We start from the raw sequence: 17,551 nt of genomic DNA on the forward strand, positions 1-17,551 counted from the left end.
ATCTCAAACCTTAGTCTGCATTTATATTACAATGATATGTTGTTACAATGACATCTGCCCCATTATTTGATTAACTTTTAGAGGAATGACCATGGCTGAAGAACAAGCACAACCACAATTGGCACTAGAACGCATTTATGTAAAAGACATGTCACTTGAAGTCCCAGGCGCCGCTGTATTTACTAAAGAGTGGAACCCTGAGCTTGATATCAATCTATCAAGCAACGCTGAAAAGCTTGATGACGATCATTATCAAGTGGTATTGACGGTCAGCGTCAACGCCAAAAACGCTGAAGAAGCGGCATTTATCGCCGAAGTGCATCAAGCGGGCATTTTCTTATTAAAAGACATTCCAGAAGACCAAATCGGTCAAATTTTGGGTGCTTATTGCCCGAACGTATTGTTCCCGTATGCGCGCGAAGTGATTAGCGACATCGTAACGCGTGGTAGCTTCCCGCAGCTATTGCTTGCACCAGTCAACTTTGACCAAGCATACGCGCAAAGCCAGCAGCAAGCGCAAGTTGATGCCCAAGGTAACGCGTAAGTTTTAATCTGCTAATGCATTAGCTAAGCTGCATTTAACCAATAGTAGCTAAAAGCCGTTTACTGAATTTAAGTAAGCGGCTTTTTTATGGACGTTTTTTGGTATTTGCTTTTACGCACTAAAAAACCCTGCTGCTCATGATTACAAGCGGCAGGGTTTTGAATATAACGGTTAATCAACACGTCTATCGGCGACGTTTAAAAAGCTTTAGCCTTTTAGTGCCGATAATATTTGCTGCTTAACGTCATCAATGCCTTGGGTGCCATCAAATTTGTCATATTTAGGAGCATCGCCGCCCTCAGCTGCTTTTTCTTGATAGTAACCAACCAAGGCAGAGGTCTGCTGTTGATAGGTCGCTAAACGATCGCGAATGGTCGCTTCTTTATCGTCCTCGCGCTGAATCAACGGCTCACCCGTCACATCATCGATACCTTCGACCTTAGGTGGATTGTGGTCGATATGATAAACACGACCAGAACCAGCATGCTGACGACGGCCTGATAGGCGCTTAACGATTTCATCATCAGGCACGCTGATTTCAATCACATGGTCAATCGCTACGTTGGCATCAGCAAGCGCTTGGGCTTGTGGAATGGTACGCGGAAAACCATCTAAAATACAGCCGTTGACACAATCAGGCTTGGCGATGCGTTCTTGCACGAGGTTAATGATAAGATCATCAGAAACCAAACCACCAGCGTTCATCACATCTTTTGCTTGTTTGCCAAGTTCCGTACCTTCTTTGATGGCGGCACGTAGCATATCACCTGTTGAGATTTGCGGGATATCATACTCTTTAGAGATGAACTGGGCTTGGGTACCTTTACCGGCGCCTGGTGGACCTAGCAAAATAATACGCATCATTATACGACTCTCCTTAATAGATAGGATTTTGGGACTAATAAAACTTAGGGATTGGTGGGTTGCAGAGCTTACCTTACCTTGTGGCTTTCAAAAGCTCAAGTATTTTTAGTCTTGATGCGGCAAGTTACGATGACTTATCTGTTCATGAGATAAGATTGTGCGGGTTATGCGCCGCCAAAAGTATGACGGCGCACATTTACTAAGTATTCAATTTTTACAATATATCTATCAAGGAACTTGTTGATTAATCGCCACATTGACCTGATTTTGGTCGGCGCTAATGACAACAGGATTACCGGTTAAATCACCGGATTCAGCATCGGCGGTGCCGCTATGGCTAATACGCGCAATGACAGCAAGCTGGACTTTATCGCCTCGAGCAGACGCAAGCGTACGTTCAGGCATCATGGCGTCTAAATCACTTAGGCTAATAGTCGCCTCACCCTGCTTAATGACGCTAATCGGTAAACGTTTGGCAGCGAACGGTGGCCCACCTTTGACATCACGAATAGCGACAAACAACACATCGTCTGCTTTTACTAACGGTAGCAAACTTGCATTAATAGAGACCGTAACCTCAACGCCCTCAGATGCCTGCTGCTGCTGCGCGCTGACGTTGGCGCTCAATTCATCAAGGCTTGCCAGCGCCTGGCTATGGTCGCCCGGTTTGGCGGCAATACTGGCGCGCAAACGCTTAATCCAGCCTTGTGCCTGCTCAAAGTTATTGCCACGCGCCTCGCCCATTGCCATCAGCATTTGAGCGCCTTCGTGCTTTGGATTTTTTGCTAGTACGTCTTGTAAGACGCGGCGGCTATTGGCATCGAGCTGGCCTTTATTGGCAAAAAAGCTGATTTGCGCATAAGTGGTGGCAATCTCTTCATTGCCTGGCGACAAACGATAAGCACGCGATAAAGCTTCAAGCGCTGAGTCGGTTGCTTCTAATGATAAAAACAGCTCAGACAGACGCATCCAGCGATCAGGATCATCAGCATGACGATAGACGTTGGTCTGCATAGCACTAATTAGCTGCGTACCATCTTCAATCGCCCAAGCAGGCGGCTGATCGATTTTACCAGTCAATAAGTCATCTGCCACTTGTCCGACTTTATCTTCAGCTGCCCATAAGTCAAATACTGACGTACGGTCACTGATTAAGAAATAGGCCAATCCTGCCAATACCGGCACCCATATCATGATAATCAAACGACTTTTGAAACTTGGCGCTACCATGGGTGTGACTGTGCGCTGCGCGTCCAGTAATTGGCGCTCAAGCTCGAGCTTTTGATTGCGGTAATGGACGTCATCAATGGTGCCGCTGTCTTTATCGGTTTGCAGCTCTGTTAGACGCTCACGGAATACGGCAACGTTGATGTCTAGCAGTTGGTTGTCAACAGGCTTGTCGCGCAAGCGTGAGGCGCGTAGCCATGGCATGATAGCGATAACAGCCAGTAGCAGCGCAATAAACAAGCTTAGGGCAATAAATAAGCCAAAAGTAGAAAATAGGGTCATTTTTTGTCCTCTGTACTGGTGATAACAGCTTCGCTTTTAGCATTGCTATTGCTATTGCTATTGCTATTGCTACGAGACAATAAACGATCAAGCTCCGCTTTTTCTGCCGCCGATAACGCTGCGGCGCTGTCTACATTAACCGCACTTTCACCGCGCGCCACGCGCTGACTACGTTTACTTTGCCAAAACCAGCCAATGATTAGCACAATCAATAATAATGGCGGAAAAAACCACAGTATCCAGGTCGATGGGCGCACAGGCGGCTTGTAAGTAATAAAGTCGCCATAACGCTCTTGCATATATGCGCGTATTTCCGCATCACTACGACCCTCTTTAATCATGTCGTACGTTTTTTGCTTTAAATCTTGCGCAATGGGCGCATCAGAACCTGCTAAATTTTGGTTCTGGCATTTTGGGCAACGCAGCTCCTCGATAAGTCCGCGATACTGTGCTTCTTGTTGCGGCGAATCAAAGTCATAAACATCGATTGCGGCATGCGCACTAAAACTGAGGATAAAACTCAGCAAGCACGCAAGCATTAAGCTGGCTAACTTTATTATAAAATTTGCTGGTTTTATGCTTTGTGCTGACAGGCTTTTTGATGACATGTTTTTTGATGAATGTGCCTTTAAAGATATGGCGTTCATTTACACACCTCCTGAACCTGACTAGGATCGGGACTGACATTTTTCTTATCCGCTTCATTGAGCACCATCAGACAGGGCATGATGCGGCTTTGCCAGTTGCTTTCATTAATCTCACCAACAATATGCTGACGAATAATACCTTGCCCATCAACCACAAAGGTTTCAGGCGCGCCAGTTAAGCCTAAATCTAAAGCAAACTGCCCAGATAAATCCTGAATAGACATGGAGAATGGGTCGCCGCCACGATTTAAATATCCTAGCGCATCACCGATGTCATCTTTGTAATTAACACCAACCAAATTGACCCCGCGCTCCTCTAATTGCATTAAAAAAGGATGCTCAATGATACAAGTTGGACACCATGAGCCCCAAATATTCATCAAAAATGGTTGTTCGGGCAAATTGTCATTGGTCATCATACGGCTAGTATCGGACAATAATGGCAACTCAAATGACGGTACCGGCCGCTCAAGCGCAGTATTGGTGACGATATCCGTCGGCTGACCCAAACGCAGGTACAGCATAATAATAAAACCAACAAACACAATCAGCGGAATCAAAAACCATATCTTTATTTGGCTTTTTTTCATAGTTTTAGTCTTTTTATCTGCAGGCGCTTTTTGGGAAGAATTATTTGACTGACTCATGTTACTTCTCCCCTACGTGAGCTTCGGTAATAAATCCTGCTTTGTTGGCTGCCGTTTGCGTTGATGCCTTAGCCTTTTTAAAACGATAACGGCTATCGAGCATACTTAGCAGACCGCCTAAGGCCATGATAATCGCTCCAAGCCATATCCAGCGCACCAGCGGCTTGACATAAATACGTACCGCCCACTTATTACTGTCTTCTGCGATAGGCTCGCCCAGCGCTACATAGACATCACGCATGAGACTGGCATCAATTGCCGCCTCGGTCATTGGCATACCACTGATAATATAAGTACGTTTCTCCGGATACAAAGTTGTCACCGCGCGGCCCTCTTTGGTCACCTCAACCTGTGCTTGCATACCATCAAAGTTACTGCCCCTGACTTCATGGAAATCTTTGACCTCAAAGTCGTAGCCTTGTACGTGCACAGTTTCATTTTCGCCCAATGCCACATCGCGCTCGACACTCAAGGTGCTGGTAAACGCCACCCCGATGACGGCGACGATTACGCCAATATGAGCAGTTTGCTGCCCCCAGTAGCTCAAACGTAGATGACGTAGTCCTTTAAAGAAACTTGGGGCGTTTTTGGTTTTGTCTTTAAAATCGACTGCCATCCAAAGTAAGACCCAAAAGCTAACCGCCAGCGTCACGCCAATATTTAACATATCAGACGGGCTAACAAAGTAGGCAATAATCGCTGCTAATAATAAACTGCTGAACGCAATGACCATACCGGCGCCTAAGAGCGGACGGCTGTCTTTTTTCCAGCGAATGTTAGAACCCATGCCCATTGCTACTAACAGTAGCCATGCTAAAGGTACAAAGAGCGCATTAAAGTACGGAGGACCAACAGAGACCTGACCCAAATTAAAGGAGTCAGCGATAATAGGATATAGCGTACCAAGCAGAACGACTAAGGTTGAGATTAAAATAATCACGTTATTAATAACTAAAAATGATTCACGCGATATCAGCTGATACTGACTTTCAACCGTCAGACGCCAACCGCGCACAGCAAACATCAACAGTCCGCCACCGACGATAATACCCAGAATGACCAAAATAACCAGACCACGCGTTGGGTCGGCTGCAAATGAATGCACCGAGGTAATAACGCCTGAGCGCACAAGGAAGGTGCCCAAAAGACTCAAGGCAAAAGCAAAAATGGCCAGCATAATGGTCCACGCTTTAAAGACTCCGCGCTTTTCGGTTACGGCCAAGGAATGCAGCAAAGCTAAACCAGCAAGCCAAGGCATCAGTGAGGCGTTCTCTACTGGATCCCAAAACCACCAACCGCCCCAGCCAAGCTCATAATAAGCCCACCAAGAACCAAGGGCGATACCAACAGTCAAAAAGCCCCACGCCGCCAGTGCCCATGGACGCGACCAGCGGGTCCAGACAGCGTCCAAACGTCCTTCCCATAATGCCGCCATACAAAACGCAAATGGCACGGCCATACCCACATAGCCCATATACAGCATTGGTGGGTGGACAACCAAACCAAAATCCTGTAGCAGAGGGTTTAAATCGGCGCCATCGACGGGTAAATTTGGTAAAGTGCGATCAAACGGTGATGAGGTAAAGATTAACATCGCCAGCATCATCACCTGCACGCCAGCCAATATCACCAGTACGCGGGCGCGCATGGTCAATGGCAAGCCACGGCTAAAGTAAGAGACCAAGGCACACCAAGTGGCCATAATGGTCATCCATAGTAGCAGCGAACCTTCATGCCCGCCCCACGTCGCCGACAATTTATAATACCAAGGCAACAAGGTATTAGAGTGCTGGGTGACATAAACCAAGCTAAAATCATTAAAATAAAAGCCTGCCATCAATGACCCAAACGAGATAATCATGGCCGCAAACTGCGCCCACGCTAAACTCGGTGCAAGGCGCTGCCAGGCAACGTGGTCGTTCATGACACCAATGGTTGGTAATACTACCTGCAAAATCGCCAACACAAAGGCGGCCAGCAAGGCAAAATAACCCAATTCTGTGATTAACATACGGTCTAACCTTGTTTACCTTAATACGGTCATTGTTTATTTTAGAAAGCAGTATTTTTAATGCGTCTGAGAATAGTCAATAGTCGTTACTTTTAGACATTACGCCGCCATTGTCATGCTTTTTTCTGCATCTGTATCTATCAGCTATTGCAGCTTAGAAGACTTACAGCATGGTACATTAGCGTCAACTTGTCACGTTTCTGTATCCACTCTGTAGGTAATGTGTGTAAAGAACATAAAAACCCTTTCTCACTGCATGGCAGGGAAAAACACCAAGACCAAATGCAACCAACCTGCCAAGAAACCTGTCAAACCACCAAGGATAATTAGCGTCATCTCATCTTCGCGAAAAGCGGGACGCAATAGGTTTTGAAACTCATCAGGGGATAGCGCGCGAATACGATCGCGAAACAGCCCAAATATTTTACTGGCACGGCTTTCATTAAGTTCAGGGTCTCGCAGTGGCACCATAGTCGCGACGATGGATTTGTCGATAATGGTATTTTTCAATTGCCCAAACTCGCGGCGACCCAGCCCAACCCGCAATGTGGTACTAATGACCGGCGATTCTAACACTTTATACAAATGCGATTTCATCAACTCACGCGTTTCGGCGGCGCGGTCACCATACATCATCTCATTCATGATGTTTTCTAAAGTGACCAAATCTTTGACCACAATCTCAGCAAAAACTTCAGAAACTTCTTCTTGGCGCTTCATAAAGCCGCCTTGAAAGCGGTACTGAGCAATGTGCGGCAGTTGCGGCTTAATAAATGGGAAACGGCTTTGTAGCGCAAAAAACTTCACATACGGAATAAAACGTGGCTCAACTGGGTTAAACACCATCCAAATCGCAATCCAGTTGGTCAAAAATCCCCAAATAGCGGCAAAAAACGGTACCGTCCAATGCTGCGGTACCACCAAAAATATAAACATTTGGATAATACCGAATACAAGGCCAATCAAAGCACTGATATGCCAGATAAAATCAATCTCTTTTTGCCCAACTTTTAAAAACATATTGACCATCAAACGCCGGTCGCTTTCCATTTTATTGACAATCATTTTGCGCATATCGACCAAATCTTCGACGTGATAGGTCAAATCGGTCACCAAGGATTGCATGATATTTGGCAACTCTTGATGCGCTTGGGCATAGACGCGGCGCTTTAACGCATAAGGCAGATTGCCCCACAGCGCTGGCGAATGGTCAAGCATAATCTCATCAATCAAACTCTCAAGGTTTTCATCGACCGTATCGGTGATAAATACCGCCATCTGTTCTGGCTCCATCGCCTGAAAGAACTCATCGAGCGAACCCAGCTTTGAGAGCGTCTGATCAACAATCACGCCCGATATCTTGCCTGCCTTACGTGGCACAATTCCTTGCCAACCCAATCCCGGCAAACCAAAGAATGGAAAGTTTGGAATCCGAATACCCCAAAATTTAATCGGATAAAATAGCATCTTGAGTGCCATCCACACGTGTATCCAAGTGACAAATGCAGTCACTGGTGGAATGGTCAACATAGCAAAAAACTCGGGGTGTTCCGCTATCGTCTGCCACAATGAATTTGCATCCATGACTCTAATTATCCTTGAGGTGATGATGGTCGTTGTTAAGCAAATATCCTTAATCGATTAAGAACGCTCAATAAAAACGCTCTATCCTCAATAACCACTAAATTAAATAACGCTATAAATGCGATAAGTGGCTAAAAATAAATCGCCTGATTTTAGCATACTTGCTATTTATTAGCACATATCAAGCCTTGGTAAGTTGTGACTAGCGATGACACGTTTTGCGCCCTACTCACCAGCCTAAACCTTTACTATCATTTAATGATGTTAAAAATAGCTAAAGAACACTGTCGATCATGGCAATGACAATCCTCACAAAACAGACGCTGCCTACTGCGCGCAAGTGTTTGTTCTGTTATAATTTGCGATTGCTTAATGCTACTGGCTAGCTGAAGACGGCAAGTAAATTATTTGACCTTTTATTGATAAATCATCGCGCTATGTTATTGAAATACTTTGTCTTATCCTTTATGCTCACCCCGCTTTAAATAAACAAAAAAAATGACTGTATCTTTCTTGGCTTTATTTATCTGTGCTTAATCAACCATCACTTTATCAACGACCGTTTTACTGATCGTCTGGGTACTGACTTTATATGAACAAACCGCTCGCGTCCGATACCGAACAGGTCAATCGTATTTTTACCAGCCGTATTATTATCCTCGGGCTATTCATGTTTGTGGGCTTGTTGGGTTTGATCGCGCGGTACGGTTATCTGCAAGTGTATGCCCATGATAAGTACACCACCCAAGCCGATAACAATCGCATCAAGCTCATCTCTGCGCCGCCCAGTCGCGGTTATATTTACGACCGTAACGGCATTATTCTCGCTGATAATCAGCCAGTATTTACCGCTATGCTCAGCCCTGACGAAGTCGAAGACCCAGAGCGCACGCTAAATCTGCTCGCGCCCATTTTTGATCTTACCGAAAAAGACATTACCGATATTTTGGCCCGCGTTAGCAAAACCAAAAATGACCCGGTGACCATCAAAATTGATTTGACCGAAGCGCAATTGGCGCAGTTTAGTGAACGTCAGCCTTTTTTTCGTGGCATCAGTATTCAAAGCAAACTCACGCGTTCGTACCCTTACGATGAGCTATTTGCCCATGTGATTGGCTATGTCGGACGTATTAACGATAAAGAATCCAAGCAAATTAATAAGGATCGCTACGCAGGTACTGATCTTATTGGTAAAATTGGTATTGAAGATTTTTATGAAGATATCTTGCTCGGACAGCCCGGTTATCAGTCAGTAGAGACCGATGCTCATGGCAATATTCTACGTCAACTTGATACCAAAGCGCCCATTGCGGGCAATGACATCACGCTTAGTCTAGATTATGGCTTGCAAACCATTGCGCAGCAGCAGCTTGATGGTCGCCGCGGCGCGATCGTCGCTATCGACCCAAAAAACGGCGATGTTTTGGCTTTTGTTAGTAACCCAAGCTACGATCCCAATCCTTTTATTTCGGGTATCTCTTTTAAGGACTACGGCGCTCTGCGTGATGATGTCGATCAACCCCTTTATAACCGCGCGCTACAAGGGACGTATCCGCCCGGCTCAACCATTAAACCTTTTGAGGGTTTGGGCGGTATTCATTACGGCCTACGAGATTGGGAAACGACCATTTATGACCCGGGTTATTTCAGTCTACCCGGCGATTCGCATCGTTTTCGCGACTGGAAACGCGGTGGTCACGGCACGGTAGATTTAAAGAAATCCATCATGATGTCGGTAGATACCTATTATTATAAGTTGGCGTATGAGATGGGGATTCAGCGCCTTCATGACTGGATGGTGCGCTTTGGTTTTGGTGAGCAGACCGGTATTGACTTACCCAATGAAAAATCAGGCGTTATGCCGTCACCAAAATGGAAAAAAGACACCTATGATAAAGGTTGGTTACCAGGTGAAACCATCTCTGTCAGTATCGGCCAAGGGTATTTTTTAGCCACGCCATTACAGATTGCCAATGCCACCGCCATGACCGCCAACAAGGGTTATCACATCACCCCGCATTTATTAAAAAGCAGCGATGGCGCGGCGGCCGTTAACGTGATTAGCAAGCCTGATGGCAAAATTGACTACAATGGTAAACCGTCAGATTGGACGCGTATGCACGATGCGATGGAACAAACGGTTAAGGCAGGTACAGCGCGTGGCATTTATACACCGCGCTATCGCATCGCTGGTAAAACCGGAACGGCGCAGGTCAAATCTATCGCTCAAGGTAAAAGCTATAATAAAGCGGCACTCGATAAACGTCACTGGGATCATGCTTGGTTTAATGGTTTCGCGCCTGTAGAAGAGCCAGAAATCGCCCTTTCAGTACTGGTCGAAAATGGCGGCGGCGGTAGTGCCGTTGCAGCGCCTATTGGTCGCGCCTTATTTGATTATTGGATGCTGCAGCGTAAAACCGACCCTATTTTGCCGCCAACCGCCGATGAACTAAGGGCCATCAAACGCCAAAAGGCTTTTGAAAAGGCCATGCGCGACGCCTTACGTGATAAAGAGCAAGCGCTAGCGGAAAAAGCCGAGGCGCAAGGTGCCGAGAACGCAGCCACATCTGAATAAAATATATAAAACGAAATGCACCGAATAAAAAGCTGTAGATAAGAGACACTATGAAGAAACTCTCAAATGGTCGCGAACAAAAGAAAAATCATAAAGCAAAAAACGCAGTAGCGGGCGACGTACGTATCATCGGCGGGCAGTATAAACGCCGTATCGTCAGCTTTATCGATGCCGAAGGTTTGCGCCCGACTCCTGACCGCCTGCGCGAGACCTTGTTTAATTGGTTGATTGCCGATATTCATGACGCCAAAGTACTTGATAGCTGCGCTGGTAGCGGCGTTTTAGGCTTTGAAGCCTTATCACGTGGCGCGGCTCATACAACCTTTATTGAAGTAAGTTCAGCGCAAGTCATTATGCTGCGCCAAAGCGCCGAGCAATTACGCTTAGATGCCAGTAACTATCAGATTATTCAAGGCACCGCCGAGCAGGTACTGACGCAGAACCAAACGATACAGCGGCATTTTGATATCGTCTTTATCGACCCGCCGTATGCGCAAGATTTATGGCAGCCGATTTTGACAGCACTTATTAAACAGTCTTTAATCAATACAGAAACGCTGATTTATTTAGAGGCGGATAAAGATTTAACCCTGCAACTGGACCAATTGGTAGCAAGTATCAACGAAAGCGCTGAGCCGCTAGCAGATATAGCGCAAAGCCTAATACGTTTTGAATGCCTAAAACAGACCAAAGTTGGGCAAGTTGTCGCTGGACTTTATCAGCTTTCAGCGTCATAATTGTCAGGTTAATAAAAGCCATTAACAAATTTTGAAAATGTTTAAAACCGCTAAAAAACTGGCCAACGCTGCAGTTTAATGTATATAAGGCGAAAATAAACCCCAATGCAGCTTGCAAGCGTAGGCGCTACTGCTTATAATGTGCAGTCTGTTTTTTGAGAGCCCCGTTCCCAGCTAAACTCTCAACGAATTCTAATTTTAAGGTTTTATCATGAAAACACTTAGTGCAAAACCAGCTGAAGTGACCCATGACTGGTATGTCGTAGATGCTGACGGCAAAACCCTTGGTCGCTTAGCTACTGAAATCGCTAGTCGCTTACGTGGCAAGCACAAGACTTGTTACACGCCGCACGTAGATACTGGTGATTTTATCGTTGTTATCAACGCAGAAAAAATCGCGGTAACGGGCAAAAAAGCGCAAGACAAAAAGTACTATCGTCACAGTGGTTACCCAGGTGGTATTAAAGAAACCAACTTCACCAAGCTGATTGCACATAAGCCTGAAGATGTTCTACATAAAGCGGTTAAGGGTATGCTTCCAAAAGGTCCTCTTGGCTACGCGATGATCAAAAAGCTGAAACTATATGCGGGTACAGAACATCCACATGAAGCTCAGCAACCTAAAGAACTAGACATCTAAGGATATACTTATGGAACGCAATTACGGAACTGGTCGTCGCAAAACTTCTACCGCTCGTGTCTTTTTAGCGAAAGGTACTGGTAGCATCGTTGTTAACGGCAAACCACTTGATGAGTACTTCAGCCGCGAAACATCGCGCATGGTTGTTCGTCAGCCTTTAGAACTACTTGAATCACCTACTGCTTATGACCTATACATCACTGTAAAAGGTGGCGGTATCAGTGGTCAAGCGGGCGCAATCCGTCACGGCATCACGCGTGCATTGATTGAGCTTGACGAAGCCAATAAACCTGCTCTAAAAGCAGCTGGCTTTGTTACTCGTGACTCACGTCAAGTTGAACGTAAGAAATTGGGTCTACGTAAAGCACGTAAACGTCCACAATTCTCAAAACGTTAATCAAAGCTATCTCTTCTCTTTTTACGACTGCCTTCTTTTTCTCAGAGTCGCTGCAGCAGTATTAAGCAAAAGAGTAGATTTGCAAAACCTTATAAGCTGGTCTCAGTTTATAAGGTTTTTTTATGGCTATTTTTTAGCGCTGCTGTTTTAACTCTATAGTGAGTGAAAAGTAATATCGATACATCACGCACTGCTGATATCCATTTTTCTTGCTTGCTGTGCCTGCGCAGACAGAGGCTACAAAAAATTGATATCAGCAGTACCGTAGTGTTTTTAGGATATTTTGACTATATTGTTTAAATGCCTAATAGTTTAAAGTCCTTAGCTCTCGTTGTCGTTAGTTTATTAAAACCTGCTTGCAAACTTAACCGTGCTCCCCCATCATAATAATAACTTTTATTACACTGTGCTCATTATGAAAGCCCCCGAACAATACGATCCTAGTAACCCATCAAAAACGGATATGCCGCCGCCTACAGGTAAGCATAATAAACAGAGTGAAATGGTTAAGTCGCCCGCCATTCCTGCTGGCATGCCTACAATTACGCAAACGCATAAGCAAACGGCGCAAGCAGAAAAGAAACCCTTTCAGTGGCAGTTTTTATTACCAAAGTATTGGGGTATCTGGCTGTTATTAGCGATTTTCTTGCCGATGATATATTTACCGCTGCGTTGGCAGTTTTGGTTGGGTCGTAAACTGGGTATTTCAATCTATAAACTAGCCGGCTCGCGCAGACGTGATACCTTAATTAATTTAAGATTGGCTTTTCCAGAAAAGCCCGAAGCTGAGCGCGAGTTGATGGCAAAGCAAGTTTTCGTCAATCAAGGTATCGGCGTGTTTGAAACCTTATGCGCTTGGTATCGTCCTAATATTTTTACCCGTACGGTGTCTATCTCGGGCTTACAGCACCTAGTGAATGCCCAAAACCAAGGTCGACCTGTGATTTTACTTGGGGCCCATTATACGATGCTCGATCTTGGCGGCATGCTCTGCACGCAGTTTTTTGCCACCGATTGTATGTACCGCCCGCAAAACAATCCGCTTCTTGATTGGTTCATTTATAACGGACGTACTAAGATTTTTGGCAAGCAGATTGCCAGCCGTGACATGCGTAGTCTTGTTAATTCTATTAAAGCTAAACATGTGATTTGGTACTCACCTGACCAAGATTATGGTCTTAAGCAAGGTGTCATGGCGCCGTTCTTTGGTGTGCCCGCTGCTACTATTACTGCTTCTCGGCGGATGGCAAAATTGGGTGACAAGCAAAACCCACCGGCAATCATGGCCCTGCATACTTATCGGCAAACGCCTGATAACCTACCAAAGGGCAAACGTCCGCATTATCATCTGACCATTACGCCAGAGCTAGAGAACTATCCGAGCGATGACGAGGTTGCCGACGCGACCCGCGTTAACGAGGTGCTAGAAGGGTTGATTCGTATCGATCCCACCCAGTGGATGTGGTTTCATCGTCGCTTTAAAAACGGCCCTAACGGACGTACCGATATTTATAAGTAGGTTTTGATTCCCCAAAAAACAGCTGCGAAATTTGCTATACTTTGCAGCTGAGATTTTATCCTTCCTATTATTTACATCGATAACTTATCTCTATTAATAACTCACTCATATCAATAACTCACCTGCATAAATAACGATGTGAGAAATAAAATAACGGATTTTTCATGAGCACTCAAACTGACGCAGCTGTAGACAGTTCTAAACAAGAAAGTAAACGTATCCTAACCGGTATCAAACCGACGGGCATTCCGCATTTGGGTAACTACGTTGGCGCCATTCGCCCAGCCATTCAATCGATTCAAGACAGTGATGATGAGGCTTTTTTCTTTTTGGCCGATTATCATGGCATTATCGGCTGTTATGACCCTGCTGTCATTCATGAATCGACCAAAATCATTGCCGCGACATGGATTGCCTGTGGTCTTGACCCTGAACGTGTGACCTTTTATCGTCAATCTGATGTGCCAGAGATTCCAGAGCTTGCATGGATTTTAAATTGCTCATGCGCCAAAGGGCTGATGAACCGCGCGCACGCTTATAAAGCGGCTGTCGATATCAATACCGAAAAAGCCGACGTTGATCCAGATCAAGGTATTAATATGGGTCTATTTGGCTATCCAGTGCTGATGGCGGCCGATATCTTGATGTTCAATGCGACTCATGTACCCGTCGGTCGTGACCAAGTACAACATATCGAGATGGCACGTGATATCGCTGGTACATTTAACCATCGTTATAAACCTCTCTTTACGCTACCATCAGCGGTTGTTGATGAAGATATCCCGCTATTGACAGGACTTGATGGTCGCAAAATGAGTAAGAGCTATGGCAACACCATTCCTCTATTCGGTGACCCTAATCCACAAGTCAGTCCTGAAAAGCAAATGCATAAAGCCATCATGAAGATTGTCACCAACTCACAACTGCCTGCTGAACCGAAAGACCCTGATGATTCTGCACTCTTTGAGATTTATAAAGCCTTTGCAACGCCTGCGGAGATTGCTGATATGCGTGATCAATATGCAGCTGGTATTGGCTGGGGCGATGCCAAGCAAGCATTGTTTGATAAAATCAATAGCGAGATTGCCCCATTCCGTGCTCGTTATGAGGAACTGATGGCCAACCCAAAAGAGCTAGAAGAAATTTTACAAATGGGCGCAGAAAAGGCCCGTCGCCATAGCCGTAAACAGCTCGATAAGACGCGCCGCGCTATTGGTATTCGTCCCCTTGCTAAGCTTAAGTAATTCTTTAATTGCTTTTACTCACAGTAATCAGGGCGGATGCTAAAGGTGCAGACAGTATTGAAAAATGTAACAGCGACTTTACCAAAAGCCGCGTTTTCCGTAAGCCTGCATAAAAACGCTAAGTTTATGGATAACAATGGCAAACATCGTATTTCAATCAATAATGATATGGCGCTGCGTATTTATCAGACGCCAGTGCAGCGTCTACCAGAAGATCTCTATGTACCACCGCAAGCCTTTGCCATTTGGCTTGAGCAATTTGCTGGACCCTTAGATTTTTTATTATATCTGGTCAAAAAGAACAATGTCGATCTCACCCAAATGCCGATATTGCCGATTACTGAGCAGTATTTGGCTTATATCGGTGAGCTGGATACCGAACATTTTGAATTGGCCGGTGACTATCTGCTGATGGCGTCGACCTTGATTGCCATTAAGACCGAGCTGCTACTACCAAGGCCTGAAACGCCAAGCGATGAGCGCGACCCAAAAGCTGAGCTGATTGAACGCCTTGAAGAATATGCGCAAATCAAAGTAGCCAGTCAGCGTTTGGACAATCTCGTGCGTCTTGAGCGCGATGTATTTTTGGCGATGGTTAGTATGCCCAGCCAAGAGATTATGAGTGCCGAACTGCCCAATTATTCGCCAAACCTTTTGATTGATAGCTTATTTAAAATGCAGCTACAGCCCGACTATCAAATGCATAATATCAAAGTTGATGCCGTGCCTCTTTCTGATCGCATCGCTAGTATTAGCAGACAACTAAGCACGGATGGTGCACGCTCGTTTTATGAACTACTGGATAAATCCCAAGGTAAGATAGGCGTCGTAGTCAGTTTTGTCGCGGTACTTGAGCTAATGAAACGGCAGTTGGTTGGTGTCGTGAATAATAACCCAGAACGCCAATCAGCTGCCCATAATGAAACCGCAGCAGACCGCCATATAGGACAATTAACGTTACAGTGGCTAGCTTAATGGTTTTAACAGAGAATACGTGCAATGACAGATAAGCAAAATCAAGATTTAGAAGAAATCAGCAAGCATATCGAAGTACTCCTGCACGCTTCAGAAGCGCCCCTGACTGCTAGTATTTTAAAAAAATATCTGTCATTAAACACTAAAGATCTTACGCAAGCGTTAGCGCTATTACAACAACGTTTGGATACTGGTGTGCTGACCTTACATGAAACGGCTAGCGGCTATCGACTGCAAGTTGCCGACGACTATAGTGCATTAATCCAGCGTGTCTTTCCTCAGCGTCAAGAGCGCCTGAGCCAAGCCCTGCTTGAAACCTTAAGTGTCATCGCCTATAAGCAGCCTGTGACCCGTAGTGATATCGAGCACGTGCGCGGTGTGACGCTATCAAGTAATATCTTGCGTCAACTGTTTGATAAAGGCTGGATTGAAGAGAAAGGTTATAAAGAAACTTTGGGGCGCCCTGCACTGCTACATACCACAGCGCAATTTTTAGATGCATTTGGATTAACCAGTTTAGATGAGCTACCGCCACTGCCCGATATGGAAGCCATCAAAGCTTTGTCTTAGTAGCAAGTCGTTATTTCTTATCGATTAAAGTAAAATCTGTATATCTTGGACTTATAGCAATAAAAAAGGACAGGCTTTATAAGCGTGTCCTTTTTTTATAGGCTCAATCAGTAAAAGAATTATTGATTAATAATATCAACGCCCTTTGGCGGCGTGAATTTAAACTGACTGCTATTGATACTTGGGTTCATTTTAATACCGCTAAACTTAATCGTCGTGGTTTGTCCTAGCGTATCATTCAGCACCATCATCACAGGTTTGCCGCCGCTAAAACTCATCGATAAGCTCTTAAAGCTGGCGCTATCTGATTTTGGATAGAGCACATAGTAGTTTTTATTGGCATAAGGCTGGGTGATTTTAAAGTTTTTATCAATCTTACTTGGATCACCCGATAACAATAACGCTGGCGTGTTACCTACTTGGCTATCGACATTTTGCTTTGTCGCTTGTTCCAAATCTTTGTCATAAATCCACATTGAGCTACCATTCGCCACAATGAGCTGCTCTGACGGTGATTTGGTTTCCCAGCGGAAGTTATTTGGACGCTGGACGCTCATGGTACCGCTAAAAGTGCCACTATTTGCGCCTTTGGTGGTTTGGCTAAAATTAGCAGTCATGCTTTTGGTGTTGCTTAGTAGCTTATTTAAGCGTTTAGCCGCGGTTAAATTATCTGCAGGAGCTGCAGTTGCTGTTTGGGTCAATGCTACCATCGGCGCTGCCACTCCAAGCGATGTCATCAATACGCCCGTTAAAGCGCCGCCCATCAATTTCTGTTTTAAAGTGGTCTTTTTAGTAAGTGTCTTTTTCGTTAATTTTTTCGTTAATACAGTCATTATAAATCCTCTCTCAAATGCAAAGTTGCATAAAAATAATACGTGTTAATTAAAATTTTTGTTTTCAATAAGTGCTTATCTCGCGCCAAAAAAACGACGTCAGTAAACAATGCAGACAGTGTGCCAGTTTTTTTATTACGCGCCTAGTCATGATTTGCAATCATTACTACCGTTGCCATACACGCTTGTAACCGATAGCGTTACACGGCATATGGTGCTGTTTATTCTTTACTTTAGCTGTTTTTCATGTAAATG

Annotated in this window: 16 protein-coding genes; 9 read left to right on the plus strand and 7 right to left on the minus strand. The window is 45.0% G+C overall.

What is annotated here, in order from left to right; translation table 11 throughout:
- Window positions 1-91: 91 nt before the first annotated feature.
- Window positions 92-544 (plus strand): protein-export chaperone SecB, encoded by a 453-nt coding sequence (gene secB, locus ACPEGP_RS05540; RefSeq protein ID WP_068407439.1) that lies wholly within the window; start codon window positions 92-94, stop codon window positions 542-544.
- A 207-nt stretch (window positions 545-751) separates the two neighbouring features.
- On the opposite strand, the gene adk is transcribed toward secB, so the two are convergent.
- From adk to ACPEGP_RS05570, 6 genes are all read right to left on the minus strand, one after another.
- Window positions 752-1,408, minus strand: a complete 657-nt coding sequence (adk, locus tag ACPEGP_RS05545; protein WP_068407441.1) for an adenylate kinase — start codon at window positions 1,406-1,408, stop codon at window positions 752-754.
- Between the two features lie 228 nt (window positions 1,409-1,636).
- A complete protein-coding gene (ccmI, locus tag ACPEGP_RS05550) occupies window positions 1,637-2,917 on the minus strand; it encodes a c-type cytochrome biogenesis protein CcmI (RefSeq protein ID WP_144297735.1) in 1,281 nt (426 codons plus the stop codon).
- A complete protein-coding gene (locus tag ACPEGP_RS05555) occupies window positions 2,914-3,456 on the minus strand; it encodes a cytochrome c-type biogenesis protein (protein ID WP_423814250.1) in 543 nt (180 codons plus the stop codon). Before ACPEGP_RS05555 ends, ccmI begins: the two co-directional genes overlap by 4 nt.
- A 104-nt stretch (window positions 3,457-3,560) precedes the next feature.
- On the minus strand, window positions 3,561-4,211 hold the full coding sequence (locus ACPEGP_RS05560) for a DsbE family thiol:disulfide interchange protein (RefSeq protein WP_423814189.1): 651 nt from the start codon (window positions 4,209-4,211) through the stop codon (window positions 3,561-3,563).
- 1 nt (window position 4,212) lies between these two features.
- Entirely contained in the window at window positions 4,213-6,222 is a 2,010-nt protein-coding gene (locus ACPEGP_RS05565; RefSeq protein WP_423814190.1) for a heme lyase CcmF/NrfE family subunit, read from the minus strand.
- Between the two features lie 249 nt (window positions 6,223-6,471).
- Window positions 6,472-7,806, minus strand: coding sequence for a hypothetical protein (locus tag ACPEGP_RS05570; RefSeq protein ID WP_423814191.1), 1,335 nt, complete (start codon window positions 7,804-7,806; stop codon window positions 6,472-6,474).
- Window positions 7,807-8,398: 592 nt separating this feature from the next.
- On the opposite strand from ACPEGP_RS05570, the gene mrdA reads away from it, so the two are divergent.
- From mrdA to scpB, 8 genes are all read left to right on the plus strand, one after another.
- The gene (mrdA, locus tag ACPEGP_RS05575) at window positions 8,399-10,381 is read left to right on the plus strand and encodes a penicillin-binding protein 2 (protein ID WP_423814192.1); all 1,983 of its coding nucleotides are present in this window, start codon (window positions 8,399-8,401) and stop codon (window positions 10,379-10,381) included.
- A 50-nt stretch (window positions 10,382-10,431) separates the two neighbouring features.
- Window positions 10,432-11,118, plus strand: coding sequence for a 16S rRNA (guanine(966)-N(2))-methyltransferase RsmD (gene rsmD, locus ACPEGP_RS05580; RefSeq protein ID WP_423814193.1), 687 nt, complete (start codon window positions 10,432-10,434; stop codon window positions 11,116-11,118).
- A 211-nt stretch (window positions 11,119-11,329) separates the two neighbouring features.
- A complete protein-coding gene (gene rplM, locus ACPEGP_RS05585; RefSeq protein WP_068407459.1) occupies window positions 11,330-11,758 on the plus strand; it encodes a 50S ribosomal protein L13 in 429 nt (142 codons plus the stop codon).
- A gap of 10 nt (window positions 11,759-11,768) precedes the next feature.
- Window positions 11,769-12,155 carry a 30S ribosomal protein S9 gene (gene rpsI / locus ACPEGP_RS05590; protein ID WP_068407462.1) on the plus strand — a complete coding sequence of 129 codons (387 nt, stop codon included), beginning with the start codon at window positions 11,769-11,771 and terminating at the stop codon, window positions 12,153-12,155.
- A 415-nt stretch (window positions 12,156-12,570) separates the two neighbouring features.
- Window positions 12,571-13,674 (plus strand): lipid A biosynthesis acyltransferase, encoded by a 1,104-nt coding sequence (locus tag ACPEGP_RS05595; protein ID WP_423814194.1) that lies wholly within the window; start codon window positions 12,571-12,573, stop codon window positions 13,672-13,674.
- Window positions 13,675-13,838: 164 nt separating this feature from the next.
- Window positions 13,839-14,918: a tryptophan--tRNA ligase gene (locus ACPEGP_RS05600; protein ID WP_423814195.1), complete on the plus strand. Its 1,080-nt coding sequence runs from the start codon at window positions 13,839-13,841 to the stop codon at window positions 14,916-14,918.
- A 126-nt stretch (window positions 14,919-15,044) separates the two neighbouring features.
- The gene (locus ACPEGP_RS05605; protein ID WP_423814251.1) at window positions 15,045-15,893 is read left to right on the plus strand and encodes a segregation and condensation protein A; all 849 of its coding nucleotides are present in this window, start codon (window positions 15,045-15,047) and stop codon (window positions 15,891-15,893) included.
- A 24-nt stretch (window positions 15,894-15,917) separates the two neighbouring features.
- The gene (gene scpB, locus ACPEGP_RS05610; RefSeq protein WP_423814196.1) at window positions 15,918-16,463 is read left to right on the plus strand and encodes an SMC-Scp complex subunit ScpB; all 546 of its coding nucleotides are present in this window, start codon (window positions 15,918-15,920) and stop codon (window positions 16,461-16,463) included.
- A gap of 119 nt (window positions 16,464-16,582) precedes the next feature.
- Here the strand turns inward: scpB and lolA are convergent, their stop codons facing one another.
- Window positions 16,583-17,296, minus strand: a complete 714-nt coding sequence (gene lolA / locus ACPEGP_RS05615; RefSeq protein WP_423814197.1) for an outer membrane lipoprotein chaperone LolA — start codon at window positions 17,294-17,296, stop codon at window positions 16,583-16,585.
- Between the last annotated feature and the right edge of the window lie 255 nt (window positions 17,297-17,551).

Source organism: Psychrobacter sp. 219-2-C (assembly GCF_049560815.1).
GTDB classification, from domain to species: Bacteria; Pseudomonadota; Gammaproteobacteria; order Pseudomonadales; family Moraxellaceae; genus Psychrobacter; species Psychrobacter faecalis.